This window comes from Baekduia sp. (assembly GCF_035996765.1).
Classification (GTDB): domain Bacteria; phylum Actinomycetota; class Thermoleophilia; order Solirubrobacterales; family Solirubrobacteraceae; genus Baekduia.
The window spans coordinates 82576-94954 of sequence record NZ_DASYJG010000098.1 but is presented as its reverse complement, the minus strand read 5'-3'; the positions used below and the strand labels follow the sequence as shown (position 1 = coordinate 94954).

Below are 12379 nucleotides of genomic sequence, written 5' to 3'. Positions count from 1 at the left end.
TCTGAACGAACACTTGTTCGAACGCCGAACCGTCTCCGCCTGATCGGAGACGGGCGGGGGACCCATCTGCCGGTCGTGAGTGCGATCCGACCGGCTGGGGCGAGTCGGGGCCCACTGGCCCCGTAGCGATTGACCGACGCGTGCCCGATGCACGCGCCGCGGCTTGTCGCGAGCCCGACAGCTAACCCCGCAGGCGCTGATCACGTAGGAGGTGCCTCTCCTTGAGGCTCAAGAACCTGCGCGCTTCGGGTCTCACGAGCGCGCTTCTCAGCACGACCATCGTCGCGGCGGGTCCGTCCGTCGCGAGCTCCGATACGCAGTCTCCATTAGCGCCCACCTTGGCCGCGACGCCTGTCGCGATCAAGGCGTCGTCCTCGCTGACCGTCAGGAGCGTGCGGCGCACGGTCATGGCGGGCAACAGCATCGTCGTCCGTGGCGCCCTGCGCCCGGCGGGCGCCGGCCGCGCCGTCTCGCTGCAGCTGGCCAAGGGCAGTGGCGGGTGGAGGACGGTCGACCACGATCGCACCGATCGCCACGGCCGCTACGTCTTGGTCTGGCGCGCGGCGCGCACCGGCACCAAGCGCGTGCGCGTCCACTTCGGCGGCACGCGCGAGCTGTCCTCGTCGCGCCACCTGGCGGGCACGGCCCGCATCTACCGCCGGGCGCTCGCCTCGTGGTACGGCCCCGGCCTCTACGGCGGCCACCTCGCCTGCGGCGGCACGCTGACGCCCGGCACGCTCGGCGTCGCCAACAAGTCGCTGCCGTGCGGCACGAAGGTCACGCTGCATTACCGCGGCCGTACCGTGCGCGTGCCGGTCGTCGACCGCGGCCCCTACGTGGGCGCCCGCGAGTTCGACCTGACCGCCGCGACGAAGGCCAAGCTCGGCTTCGGCTCGACCGGCACGGTTCTCACCACGCGCTAGCGGCATCACCCTGGGCCGTCGAGGGACGACTGTGGGTCCTGAGGACCCCAAAGTCGTCCCTCGATGCACCCTTTGGGTCATCGAGGGACGACTGAACCCCGAGGGCGTGGTGCAGTCGTCCCTCGACGCATGGTGGGGTGGGCGCGTCGGGTGCGCCGCGTACCTTTGACGGGTGGCGAAGCGCGTCATAGCTCACCTCGACTGCGATGCGTTCTTCGCGTCGGTCGAGCTGCAGCGGCGGCCGGAGCTCAAGGGGCTGCCGGTGATCGTCGCCGGCACTGGCCCGCGTGCGGTCGTCACGACCGCGTCCTATGAGGCGCGCAAGTTCGGCGTCGGCTCGGCGATGAGCGCGGCCGAGGCGCGGCGGCGCTGCCCGCAGGCGGTGACGATCCCGCCCGACCACCAGGCCTACTCCGAGAAGTCGCGCGAGGTCTGGGGCCTCGTGCGCGAGCGTGTCGATGTCCTCCAACAAGCCGGGATCGACGAGGCCTACGCCGATCTCACCGGCATCGACAAGCCGCTGCCTTTCTTGCGCGAGTTGATCGCCGCGGTCAAGGAGCAGACCGGCATCCAGATCTCGGCCGGGATCGCGCCCAACCGGCTGGTCGCCAAGATCGCTTCTGACCTCGGCAAGCCCGCGGGCTTCGTGGCGATCGGTCGCGAGCAGTGCGCCGCCCACATCGCCGACCGCTCCCCGCGGATCGTCCCGGGCATCGGCCCCAAGACCGCGGCGCGGCTGGCTGAGATGGGCTACGCGACGCTCGGCGCGCTGCAGAACGCGCCGGTCGTCGAGCTGCAGGAGCGCTTCGGCGAGCGCTACGGCCACGACCTGCACCGTCGCGCGCACCTGCACGACGAGTCGCCGCTGGTCACGACGCGCGTGGCCAAGTCGCGGTCGGTCGAGACGACCTTCGATGTCGACGTCGCCGACCACGCCGAGCTGGAGTCGATCCTGCGCGGGCAGTCCAAGCGGCTGGCCGAGGGGCTGCAGCGCGCCCAGACGCGCGGGCGCACGGTCGCGATCAAGGTCCGCCTCGACGACTGGACGACCGTGACGCGTGCGCGGTCGATCGACGCCTACATCAACGACGAGGCGACGATCATCGCCGTCGCGCTGGAGCTCTTTCGCGAGTACGCGCCGCCGCGGCCGGTGCGGTTGCTCGGCGTGCGCGTTGCGGGCTTCGAAGGTGTCGAGGAGGAGGTGGCGGTGGCCACGCCGCATGAGATCCCGCCGGGCCAGCTCGTGCTCTTCGCCGTCGGGTAGCGTCCTTCGTCATGTCGCATCTGACCGTCGGCGGCCGCCGCCTCTTCCATCAGCGCAGCGGGTCCGGTGAGCCGCTGCTGTTGATCCAGGGCATGAGCGGCACGCACCTCTCCTGGGGCGAGCCGTTTGCCACCGACCTGGCGCGCGACTTCGACACCGTCGCCTACGACCACCGCGGCATCGGCCGCAGCGACCGCGTCGACGAGCCGTTCTCGATCGCCGATCTCGCGCAGGACGCCGCGGGTCTGCTCGACGAGCTCGGCTGGGAGAGCGCGCACGTGCTCGGCATCTCGATGGGCGGCATGGTTGCCCAGGAGCTCGCGCTGCACCATCCGGAGCGGATCCGGACGCTCGCGCTGGGCTGCACCTACTGCGGCGGTCCGGACTCCGTGGTGGCGCCCCAGTCGACGCTCCAGCGTCTCAGCGCGGGGATGCTGTCGGGCGACCGCGAGCTGGCGATTCGCACCGCCTTTGAGGTCAACGTCTCGGCGGCGTTCGCCGCGCAGGAGGGCGCCTATGAGGTGTTCCGCGCGATGGCCAAGTCGCTGCCCGCCCCGGTGCCGGTGATCATGCTGCAGTTGCAGGCGATCGCCGGTCACGACACCAGCGCGCGCCTGCCGTCGCTGGCGCTGCCGACGCTCGTGATCCACGGCGACGAGGACCAGATGCTGCCGGTCGAGAACGGGCGGCTGATCGCCTCGCTGATCCCGGATGCGCAGCTGGAGATCTTCGCGGGGGTCGGCCACATGTTCTGGTGGGAGCAGCCGGCGCGCGCTGCGGAGTTGGTCCGCGCGCACGCGCTGGCCGCGACGCCTGGCTAGTAGAGCGCGCCGGCGAGGCGCCGCCGCGCGTCGCGGGCGAAGGGATGGTCGACGCCGAACGCGTCGAGGATCCCGACGACGACGCGGCGCAGATCGTCCTTGGCGCCGTTGGCCGAGGCGATCGCGTCGATCAGCAGGTCGACCGCCTTCTGCGGGTCGCCACTGTCGAGCGCCGCGAAGGCCTGGATCGCGCCCTCGTCGCCGTCGCGCTCGAGCCGGATGCGCGCGGCGAGGCCGTCGGCTGCGAAGTCGCCCTGAGCGTTGGCCAGCGTGGCCAGCGCACCGTCGAGGTCGCCGCCCTTGCGCTGCAGGATCGCGAGGCGCAGCTTGGCGTCGGCGCGCCCGGGCTCGAGCTCGATGGCGCGGCGCAGCGAATCCTCGTCGCCGGCCTCGATCAGCGCGTCGGCCTCCGAGGGCAGCAGCGCGTCGAAGAACTGCGCGACCTTGGGCGGCGGCACGGCGCCGAGGAACTCCGAGACGACGGCGCCGTCCTTGAAGGCCTTGACGGCCGGGATCGACTGGATCTGGTAATCGAGCGCGATGCGCTGATTGGCATCGGTGTCGACCTTGGCGAGGATGACTTGACCCTCGCGGTCGGCGGCGGCCTTTTCGAGGAGCGGGCCCAGTGAGCGGCACGGGCCGCACCACTCCGCCCAGAAGTCGACGACGACGGGGATCGTCTTCGACTGCTCGATGACCTGCTGTTGGAAGTCCTGTTCGGTGACGTCGATCACGGCCATGTCTCCTAGGGTACGACGGGTGACGCTGTTCCAAGAGCGAAGCGGCTCCGGCTTCCCCGTCGTCCTGCTGCACGGCCTCACCGCGACGCATCGCTACGTCGTGATGGGCTCCAAGGCGCTGCAGCGCGCGGGCCACGACGTGTTGGCCTACGACGCCCGCGGCCACGGCGCGTCAGACCCGGCACCGTCGCTCGACGCCTATACCTACGCGGATCTCGCGGGGGACTTGTTGTCGGTGATGGATGAGGCGGGCTTCGAGCGCGCCGTGCTGGCGGGTGCCTCGATGGGCGCGCACACCGCGGTGCGGGTGGCGCTGGAGCACCCCGACCGGGTGGCGGGGCTCGTGGTGGTGACGCCGGCCTATGACCCGGAGGACTGGCCGGGAGATCTTGGGCGGTGGGACGCGTTGAGCGACGGGCTGCGCGGTGGGGGTGTCGAGGGGTTCGTGGAGGCCTACGGTGATGACGCCCCACCCACCCCCGAACAGTGGCGGTCGACGCTGCAGACGGTCCTGCGCCAGCGGCTCGGAGCCCACGAGCATCCCGACGCCGTGGCCGACGCGCTGAAGGTCGTCCCCCGCTCGCGACCCTTCGAGGCGCGCTCGCAGCTCGGCGAGATCACCGCACCGACGGTCGTCGTGGCCGGCCGCGACGAGCCCGACCCCGGCCACCCGCTGGCGATCGGCAAGTTGTACGCCTCGCTGATCCCGGGCGCGCGGTTGGTCGTCGAGGAGGAGGGCCAGAGCCCGATCGCCTGGCAGGGGGGCCAGCTCTCGAAGGTCATCGCCGCGGTCGCCGCGGAGGCGGCAGCCGCCTCGGCGTGAAGCGGCTCGCCACGCGGCTGATTGGGATCGCGGTCGTTGTCGTCGCGGCCACGACGTGCGCGTGGATCATGTTCCACCTGCTGCGCCCGCAGCTCTTCAAAGGTCAGGAAGACTCGCTGCCGCGGTACCTGGAGCGCGCGTTCCTGCACTTCGACTTCGGCCGCTCCCAGGAGGGCGCGCAGCGGCCGGTGGCAGACCTCATCCGCGAGGGGCTGCCCGCCGACGTGAGCCTGATCGCCGGCGGGCTGCTGTTCGGTGTGGTGGCGGGCGTTGGCGGCGGGATCCTCTGCGCGCGCCGGCCGCGCGGTGCGGTGTCGCAGGCCATGCAGGCCATCGCGATGGTCGCGCTCTGCGCGCCGGTGTATGTCGTCGGGCTGATGGCGCTGCTGCTGTTCGGTGCGGAGATCGGCAGGTTCGATCTCGGGGTCGGCATCCCCTTGCACTACGTCGACTTCGACCACTCACCGACGGGGTGGCTCGGCGCGCTGATCGTCCCCTGGATCGTCGTCGGCCTCCCGCTGGCGGGCATGTGCCTGCGGGTCATGTTGGGGCAGATGGTTGAGGTCAGTGACGAGGACTACATCCGCGCCGCCCGCGCCAAAGGCCTCAGCGACGGGGCCGTCCTGCGCCGCCACGTCGCGCCCGTCGCGCTGGGCCCGACCGCCATGCTCGCCTCCTCGGCGATGCCGTTGCTCATCACCAACGCCGTTCTGGTCGAGCAGGTCTTCTCGGTCCCGGGCGTCTTTCGCGATCTGACCCACTCCATCGGCACCTCGAACACCACGCTCATCCTCGGTATGACCGCCGTCGGCGCCTTGCTGATCGCGACGACCACGCTGCTCTTCGATCTGCTGCAGGTCTGGCTGGACCCGCGGGTGCGGGCGCGGGAGGCGTCGTCGTAGGGTGTCGGCGATGTCTGCCGGCTACTCCGGAACCTCGCTGGTTCAGAAGCTCGGCTTCAAGTCCGGGATGAAGGCGGCGATCCTGGCGGCGCCCGAGGGCTTCGACGCGACGCTCGGTGAGCTGCCCGAGGGCGTCGTGGTCACGACGCGCCTGGGTGAGAGCAAGGACATGGTGATCTTGTTCGTCACCGAGCGGGCGGTGCTGGCGCGGCGGCTGGGTGCCCTGCGGGCGGCGATCGCGCCGGATGGGATGGTCTGGGTGGCGTGGCCGAAGAAGGCAGCGAAGATGGACACCAACATCACGGAGGACGTCGTGCGCGAGGTCGTGCTGCCGACCGGGCTGGTCGATGTGAAGGTCTGCGCGATCGATGCGACGTGGTCGGGGCTGAAGATCGTGATCCGCAAGGAGCTGCGATGACCACCGAGGCCGTCTTCACCCGCGATGGCGAGGCGTTCGTCCCGTCGATCCACGCCCGTGGCCCGTGGGACGCCGGATCGCTGCACGGCGGCGCGCCGACTGCGCTGCTGGCGCATGCGATCGAGGCGCTGGAGACGCCGGGGTCGATGCGCTGCGTCCGGCTCGCGGTCGAGTTCCCGCGCGCGGTCCCACTGGAGCCGGTGCTCGCGAGCGCGCGGCTGACGCGCGGCGGCCGCAAGCTTGCGCTCGCTGAAGCGCGGCTGACGACGCTCGATGGCACGGAGGTCCTGCGCGCCAACGCGACCCTGCTGCGGCGTGGCGACGTCGAACTGCCCCAAGCAGCGCTTCCGGCGCCCGAGCCCGAGGTTCCGGGCCCGCAGGACGGTGCGGTCGAGAGCTGGAGCGGCGGCGGCGAGACCGCGGGCTTTCATCTGACGGCGATCGAGCTGCGCTTCGTTCGCGGCGACTGGGGCCGCGGGCCGGCCCTGGGCTGGTTTCGCTTCCGGATGCCGGTGGTCGCGGGGGAGGAGCCGTCGCCGCTGCAGCGCGCCGTCGCGTTCGCAGACTTCGGCAATGGCCTCAGCCGCGCGCTGGACTTCCGCGAGCACTTGTTCATCAACACGGACTTGACCGTGCACCTGCACCGCGAGCCGGTAGGAGAGTGGGTGTCGCTCGACGCCCGCACCGACCTCGACCGCTCGGGCGTCGGCCAGTCGACCTCGATCCTGCGCGACGAGCAGGGCCGGATCGGCGTCGCCGCGCAGTCGCTCTTCGTCGACACGCGGCGGTAGGCGGCGGCGGACCTGACCGATCCGTGTCGAGCAAAGGGTCCATGTGACCCATACCTCGACACGGACCTCAAGAGCCGAGCTTGACCTTGCGCGCTTTGAAGCGCCGGGCGCGCTTGATCGCCTTCTTGGGCGCGTCGATCACGTAGGTGCGCCTGCCGGTGCGCTGTGCCATCCCGACGGCGCTCAGCCGCTTGGCGACGACCGGGCAGCGCTTGCAGCGCGGGTCGCTCTTGCAGCAGCGCTTCTTGACCGTCACCTCGCGCGGTGTCGCCATCGGTCTGCGAATCTAGCGAGACCCGATGCCGCCGCTCCCGCTCCCGGACCCCGAGCTCGCCGACGACACCATCCGCCTGCGCGCGCCGACCGTGGCCGACGTGCCGGCGATCACCGAGGCCTGCCAGGACCCCGACATCCAGCGCTTCACCTTCGTGCCGGTGCCCTACGGCGAGGACGATGCCCGCGATTGGGTCGCCGGCGCGCCTGCCCGCGCCGCGGCCGGGCAGCAGCTGAGCCTCGTGATCGCCGACGCGGGCGATCGCCCGAAGCTGCTCGGCACCGCCGGCCTCCTGCGACCCGACTGGACCCAACGCACCATCGAGATCGGGTACTGGGTCGCGCCGTGGGCACGCGGGCGAGCGATCGCGGTCCGCGCCGTCAAGCTGCTCGCGCCCTGGGCGCTGCGCACGCTGGACCTGGCGCGCGTCGCCTGCGACGTGGACGTCGACAACGCCGCCAGCCGGCAAGTCGCCCAGCGCGCGGGCTTCGTCGCCGAGGACGTTCCGCTGGCCCCGATCGTTGTCAAAGGCCGGACCTGGAACCTGGTGTCCTACTCGCTGCGACCCGAGCACGTGGCGTCATGACCGAGACGATGGCCGTCACCGAGGGCGCGCCGCCGGAGGCCGAGCCCGAACAGCGCGTCACCGCGCTGGAGCTCTTCTTCGACCTCGTCTTCGTCTTTGCGATCACGCAAGTCACCGGCTTCATCGCCGCTGACCCCGAGTGGATGCGCCTGCTCCAAGGGATGGCGATCCTCATCGTGATCTGGTGGGCGTGGGCGTCGTTTGCCTGGCTGGGCAACACGGCGGGCACCGACGAGGGGCTGTTTCGCGTCACGCTGTTTGCCGCCGCCGGCGGGATGCTCATCGTGGCGATCGCCATGCCGCGCGCGTTCGGCCAGGACGCGCTGGCCTTCGGGATCGCCTACGCGATCGTGCGGGCGCTGCACATCGGCGCCTACGCGATCCTCGGCCGTGACGACCCGCAGTTGGCCCTCGTAGTACGCCGCCTGGCACGGTCGATGCTGCCGGTCGCCCTGCTGCTGGTGCTCGCCGGGCTCGTCGACGGCCCGGTGCGCACGGCCTGCTGGATCCTGGCGATCGTGATCGAGATCGGCGGGCTCTTCGTCTTCGGCGTCGACGGCTGGCGGGTCGACGCGGGCCACATGGCCGAGCGCCACGGGTTGATCGTCATCATCGCCTTGGGCGAGTCGATCGTCGCGCTTGGTGCGGGCGCCGAGGGTCACGCGCTGGACGTCGGGACGATCGTCGCCGTCGTGCTCGGCCTCACGGTGGCCTTCGCGATGTGGTGGGCGTACTTCGACGTCGTCGCGCTGGTCGCTGCGCGTCGCTTCCAGCGGGCCGTGGGTGCCGAGCGGGCGCGCATCGCGCGCGACTCCTACACCTTCCTGCATGCGCCGATGATCGCCGGGATCATCCTGTTCGCCCTCGGCGCCAAGAAGACGCTGGTCCACGTCGACGACGCGCTGGAGGCCGTTCCCGCCGTGGGCCTCTGCGGTGGCGTGGCGATGTACCTGCTCGCCCACGTCGCGTTCCGGCTGCGCAACGTGCACTCCCTCAACACGGCGCGCCTGGCGGTGGCGGTCGTGCTGCTCGCGCTCATCCCGGTGGCGACGGTGATCCCGGCGCTGCTGGCCATGGCGATCGTCGCCGCGCTGATGGTCGCCCTGTTGTCCTATGAGTTCATCCGCTTCCACGAGGCGCGCGAGCGCCTGCGCCACGCGCTGGCGCCGTGAGCGGTCCCAACGACCACCGTCCGCCGCCCGCGCGCCTGGCCGGGCTGCCCGAGCAGTTCTTCACGCAGATCCTCGCGGAGTCCGCGCGCGCGGCCGCTGCGCCCGGGGTGCGGTTCATCGACCTCGGCCGCGGCAACCCGGACGTCCCGCCGCCGGCCCACGCGATCGCGGCGCTGCGAGCCGCCGCGCTGGAGACCGCGACGCCGGCGGTGCACGGCTATCCGCCGTTCGGCGGCCAGGCCGACCTGCGCGCCGCGATCGTCGAGCGCTACCGCGCCGACCACGGCATCGAGCTCGACCCCGAGCGCGAGGTCGCGGTCATCCCCGGCACCAAGACGGGGATCATGCTCGCCTGCCTGGCCACGGCCGGTGACGGCGACACGATCCTGCTTCCCGACCCCGGCTACCCGGACTACCTGTCAGGTGCCGCGCTAGCCGGGGCGCATGTGACCCCGCTGCCGCTGCGGGCTGCCAACGGCTTTCAGCCGGACTTCGAGGAGGCGGCCGCGGCCGTTGCCTCCCCGGCGCTGACCGTCCTCAACTACCCCTCCAACCCGACCGGGGCCGTCGCGGCGCCCGGGACCTTCGAGGCTGCCGTCGCCTTCGCCCACGAGCGCGGCTCCTGGCTGCTCAACGACATGGCCTACGGCTTCCTGGCCTTCGACGGCCACCGCGCACGCTCGATCCTGGAGGTTGCCGGCGCGCGCGACGTCGCGATCGAGCTGTGGTCGGCCTCCAAGATCTATGGGATGGCCGGCTGGCGCGTCGGCTTCGCCGTCGGCTCGGCGAGGCTCATCGCGCGGATCCAGACGCTGATGGACCACATGGCCGCCGGGGTCTGGACCGGGATCCAGCGCGGGCTGGCCGCGGCGCTGCGCTCCGACCAGTCCGACGTCGCCGCGCGCCGCGAGATCTACCGTGCGCGCCGCGACCTGCTGGTCGACGCGCTCACCGCCGCCGGCGCGCCGCCGGCACCCGCGCAGGGGTCGTTCTTCGTCTGGTGGCCGCTGCCCGACGGGCTCACACCGGCGCGCTTGATCGCGGAGGCTCGCGTCGGCGTCGCACCCGGTGAGGGGTTCGGCGCTCAAGGCGCGGGCTGGGCGCGGCTCTCGCTCGCGGTGGCCAATGAAGACCTCGCCGAGGCGGCGCGGCGCCTGGCCGACGCCGCCCGTTAAGGGGGTCGGCGCGCCGAATCGCCCCCGGCGCGCGCCCAGCGCGTTAGATTCAGGTGCATGGCTGAGGCCACGGTCCTCGTGGTGGACGACGACGCGGGTTTCCGCGCCTATGCCCGCGCGGTGCTCGAGGGCGAGCAGTTCCGCGTGGTCGAGGGCGCGAGCGGAGCCGACGCGGTGGAGGTCGCTCTGCGCGAGCGTCCCGACGCGATCCTGCTCGACTGGCGCATGCCCGGCCAGAGCGGCATCGCCGCCTGCCGCAACCTGCGTGCCGAGACGGCCTTGGCGGGCGTGCGCATCGCGGTGATCACCGGCCTCGACGACGAGCGCGACCGGACCCTGGCGCGCCACGCCGGCGCCGACGCGTTCTTCATCAAGGATCCGGACCCCGACGCGCTGACCGGCCAGGTGCGCCGGCTGCTGGCTGCCGGCAACACGCGCGTCGCGCCGTAGCGGCCGGACCGCTCCGCGCGGCCTATGCTCGCGGGCGATGCCCGAGCCGACGGTCCCCGACCACCAGCGCCTGGCGGCGATGCGCCGCAGCTACGAGCGCGGCGGCCTCGCCGAGGGCGATCTGGCCCCGACGTGGAGCACGATGCTCGAGCGCTGGCTCGACGACGCGATCGCCGGCGGCGTGCGGGAGTCGAATGCGATGGTGGTCGCGACGGCCGACGCCGCGGGGCGCCCGAGCCTGCGGACGGTGTTGTTGAAGGGGTTGAGCGTCGACGGCCTGACGTTCTTCACCAACTACGACTCCGACAAGGGCCGCGAGCTGGCCGCCAACCCGATCGCGTCGATCCTCTTTCCGTGGATCGACCTGCAGCGCCAAGTGCGACTCACCGGACCCGCGCGCCGCCTCGACCCCGCGGCTTCGGACGCCTACTTCGCCTCGCGACCCCACGGCTCGCAGATCGGCGCGCTGGCCAGCCCCCAGTCACAGGTCGTCGCCGACCGCGCCGCGCTGGAGGCCGCGCGCGACGCGCTGCAGGCGCGCTACCCCGACGACGTCCCGCGCCCCGACAGCTGGGGCGGCTACGTCGTCACCCCCGACGTCGTCGAGTTCTGGCAGGGCCGTCCCGACCGCCTCCACGATCGCCTGCGCTACCGGCAGACCGGCGACGGCATGTGGGTCACCGAGCGCCTCGCCCCCTAGCTCGTCAGATGCCAGAGTGCGCTGGTGCCGATCGCCTCGCGGCGCACCGCGCCCTCGCCGGCCGCGGCGATCAGCGCGCGCTCGGCGGCGTCCTCGTCGAGCTCGCCCAAGTTGGAGGTCATGCACGCGGCGACCTCGCGCGTGACCGGCGCGTAGGGAAGGGCCCGCAGGACATCGACGGGATCCTCGGCCGGCGGGCGGCGCTCCAGCGTGACGTCGAGGTTGGCCAGCGCCGTGTCGTAGGCCTCCAGCGGCTGGAAGCCGCCGACCTCGAGGCTGCGCCCCTCGCCGCTGGTGAAGATGACCGACGGTGCGGTGTAGCGGACGGCGCCGTCGGTGTTGGCCTCGCGGCCCTGGGCCTCGGTGGGCGAGCCGGCGGCCGTCCGCGAGGCCGCGCGATCGGCCTGGTAGGCGGTCTGCACCGCTTCGCTGTCCAGCGCGGTGATCAAGGTGTCGGCGGCGACGCCGTCGCCCAGCGTCGCCAGCGCGGCGCGCAGGCCCTCGGGCGTGTCGAGCAGCAACGTGGAGGTGAACTGCGCGAGCTGCAGGGCACGGAAGACCAGGAACTCCTGCTCGGGCTGGTGCACCCGCGTGGCGATCACCAGGCGACAGGCCAAGCCGGTACCGGTGGCGCGCTCGCGCGGCTGGCCGCCGAACGGCATGCCGAAGCGGCGGCCGAAGTTCCGGTAGCCCTGAGCGCTGCGCGCTGGTGTGTAACCGGCCTTGATGTAGCGGTCGGGGCCTTCGGACAAGCCGATGAGGACGAGTCGCCAGTCGAGTTGCGCACCGAAGCGCCAGCGCAGCACCGCGTGGGCGGGAGACGCCGAGTAAGCCCACGGGCAGTGCGGGTCGCTGAAGTGCGTGAGGGAGACCGGAGAGGAGGGCATCTCCTGATGGTTGCACGCGCAACGTCATCATGTCGAGTACCTTCGTCCGGACAAGCACTTGCACTAGGTACGAGTTATAGGCAAGGATTTGGTCACGGGACGGCGAACACACGCGGGACGCAGTCCAAACCCCAAGGAGGAGGCCTACTCATGGCAACAGAGCGACCGAGTGGACTGAAGCAGCGTTCTTACCTGATCGGTGGGGACGAGATTAATTGGCTGGAGACGGCCGCCGGCAAGACCAAGCTGACGCAGAGCGATCTTGTGCGCCTGGCGCTGCAGCGCCTGCGCAAGGACCTCGGTGCTGCCCGCAGCCTCAAGCTCGAGGCCGTCGAGGCGCTCGCCAAGGGCACCAAGTGGGCGCCCGTCAAGCGCGGCGGCCCGCGCCGCCGCGCGAGCTAGCAACGAGCTCGCAGACCTGAGTATCGCGGCGCCGCTGCGGACAGACGTCCG

General features: G+C 71.8%; 16 protein-coding genes and 1 riboswitch. Of the genes, 13 read left to right on the top strand and 3 right to left on the bottom strand.

Translation table 11 applies throughout. The features are described 5' to 3' along the window. Positions 1–12: 12 nt before the first annotated feature. Positions 13–210, top strand: a riboswitch (cyclic di-AMP (ydaO/yuaA leader). A gap of 128 nt (positions 211–338) precedes the next feature. From VGO10_RS20975 to VGO10_RS20965, 3 genes are all read left to right on the top strand, one after another. Further along, positions 339–923, top strand: coding sequence for a septal ring lytic transglycosylase RlpA family protein (locus tag VGO10_RS20975; RefSeq protein WP_327471955.1), 585 nt, complete (start codon positions 339–341; stop codon positions 921–923). Positions 924–1095: 172 nt separating this feature from the next. Beyond that, positions 1096–2187, top strand: coding sequence for a DNA polymerase IV (gene dinB / locus VGO10_RS20970; RefSeq protein WP_327471954.1), 1092 nt, complete (start codon positions 1096–1098; stop codon positions 2185–2187). Positions 2188–2198: 11 nt separating this feature from the next. Then, positions 2199–3008 carry an alpha/beta hydrolase gene (locus tag VGO10_RS20965; RefSeq protein ID WP_327471953.1) on the top strand — a complete coding sequence of 270 codons (810 nt, stop codon included), beginning with the start codon at positions 2199–2201 and terminating at the stop codon, positions 3006–3008. On the opposite strand, the gene trxA is transcribed toward VGO10_RS20965, so the two are convergent. Next, positions 3005–3748 carry a thioredoxin gene (gene trxA / locus VGO10_RS20960; RefSeq protein WP_327471952.1) on the bottom strand — a complete coding sequence of 248 codons (744 nt, stop codon included), beginning with the start codon at positions 3746–3748 and terminating at the stop codon, positions 3005–3007. The two genes, VGO10_RS20965 and trxA, sit on opposite strands and share 4 nt — an antisense overlap. 19 nt (positions 3749–3767) lie before the next feature. Between trxA and VGO10_RS20955 the strand changes: the two genes are divergently transcribed. Genes VGO10_RS20955 through VGO10_RS20940 form a run of 4 tightly spaced genes read left to right on the top strand, consistent with a single transcriptional unit; the run spans position 3768 to position 6682 of the window. Further along, on the top strand, positions 3768–4571 hold the full coding sequence (locus VGO10_RS20955) for an alpha/beta hydrolase (RefSeq protein WP_327471951.1): 804 nt from the start codon (positions 3768–3770) through the stop codon (positions 4569–4571). Continuing rightward, positions 4568–5473 carry an ABC transporter permease gene (locus tag VGO10_RS20950; RefSeq protein WP_327471950.1) on the top strand — a complete coding sequence of 302 codons (906 nt, stop codon included), beginning with the start codon at positions 4568–4570 and terminating at the stop codon, positions 5471–5473. The genes VGO10_RS20955 and VGO10_RS20950 overlap by 4 nt, the downstream gene beginning before the upstream one ends. 10 nt (positions 5474–5483) lie before the next feature. Then, the gene (locus tag VGO10_RS20945) at positions 5484–5891 is read left to right on the top strand and encodes a DUF3052 domain-containing protein (protein WP_327471949.1); all 408 of its coding nucleotides are present in this window, start codon (positions 5484–5486) and stop codon (positions 5889–5891) included. Continuing rightward, positions 5888–6682, top strand: a complete 795-nt coding sequence (locus VGO10_RS20940) for a thioesterase family protein (protein WP_327471948.1) — start codon at positions 5888–5890, stop codon at positions 6680–6682. The genes VGO10_RS20945 and VGO10_RS20940 overlap by 4 nt, the downstream gene beginning before the upstream one ends. A 67-nt stretch (positions 6683–6749) precedes the next feature. Here the strand turns inward: VGO10_RS20940 and VGO10_RS20935 are convergent, their stop codons facing one another. Continuing rightward, positions 6750–6956, bottom strand: a complete 207-nt coding sequence (locus tag VGO10_RS20935; protein WP_327471947.1) for a hypothetical protein — start codon at positions 6954–6956, stop codon at positions 6750–6752. Between the two features lie 25 nt (positions 6957–6981). Between VGO10_RS20935 and VGO10_RS20930 the strand changes: the two genes are divergently transcribed. From VGO10_RS20930 to pdxH, 5 genes are read left to right on the top strand one after another with little or no spacing between them, the layout of a single operon-like run. Continuing rightward, positions 6982–7542 carry a GNAT family N-acetyltransferase gene (locus VGO10_RS20930; protein WP_327471946.1) on the top strand — a complete coding sequence of 187 codons (561 nt, stop codon included), beginning with the start codon at positions 6982–6984 and terminating at the stop codon, positions 7540–7542. After that, entirely contained in the window at positions 7539–8714 is a 1176-nt protein-coding gene (locus tag VGO10_RS20925) for a low temperature requirement protein A (protein ID WP_327471945.1), read from the top strand. Before VGO10_RS20930 ends, VGO10_RS20925 begins: the two co-directional genes overlap by 4 nt. Continuing rightward, entirely contained in the window at positions 8711–9889 is a 1179-nt protein-coding gene (locus tag VGO10_RS20920) for an aminotransferase class I/II-fold pyridoxal phosphate-dependent enzyme (RefSeq protein ID WP_327471944.1), read from the top strand. Before VGO10_RS20925 ends, VGO10_RS20920 begins: the two co-directional genes overlap by 4 nt. Before the next feature lie 57 nt (positions 9890–9946). After that, the gene (locus tag VGO10_RS20915; protein ID WP_327471943.1) at positions 9947–10339 is read left to right on the top strand and encodes a response regulator; all 393 of its coding nucleotides are present in this window, start codon (positions 9947–9949) and stop codon (positions 10337–10339) included. Positions 10340–10376: 37 nt separating this feature from the next. After that, entirely contained in the window at positions 10377–11039 is a 663-nt protein-coding gene (gene pdxH, locus VGO10_RS20910) for a pyridoxamine 5'-phosphate oxidase (protein WP_327471942.1), read from the top strand. Here pdxH and VGO10_RS20905 read toward each other — a convergent pair. Next, complete coding sequence (locus VGO10_RS20905; RefSeq protein ID WP_327471941.1) at positions 11036–11926, bottom strand: hypothetical protein; 891 nt, start codon at positions 11924–11926, stop codon at positions 11036–11038. The genes pdxH and VGO10_RS20905 overlap by 4 nt on opposite strands. A 150-nt stretch (positions 11927–12076) precedes the next feature. Between VGO10_RS20905 and VGO10_RS20900 the strand changes: the two genes are divergently transcribed. Continuing rightward, the gene (locus tag VGO10_RS20900; RefSeq protein ID WP_327471940.1) at positions 12077–12328 is read left to right on the top strand and encodes a hypothetical protein; all 252 of its coding nucleotides are present in this window, start codon (positions 12077–12079) and stop codon (positions 12326–12328) included. The last annotated feature ends 51 nt before the right edge of the window (positions 12329–12379 follow it).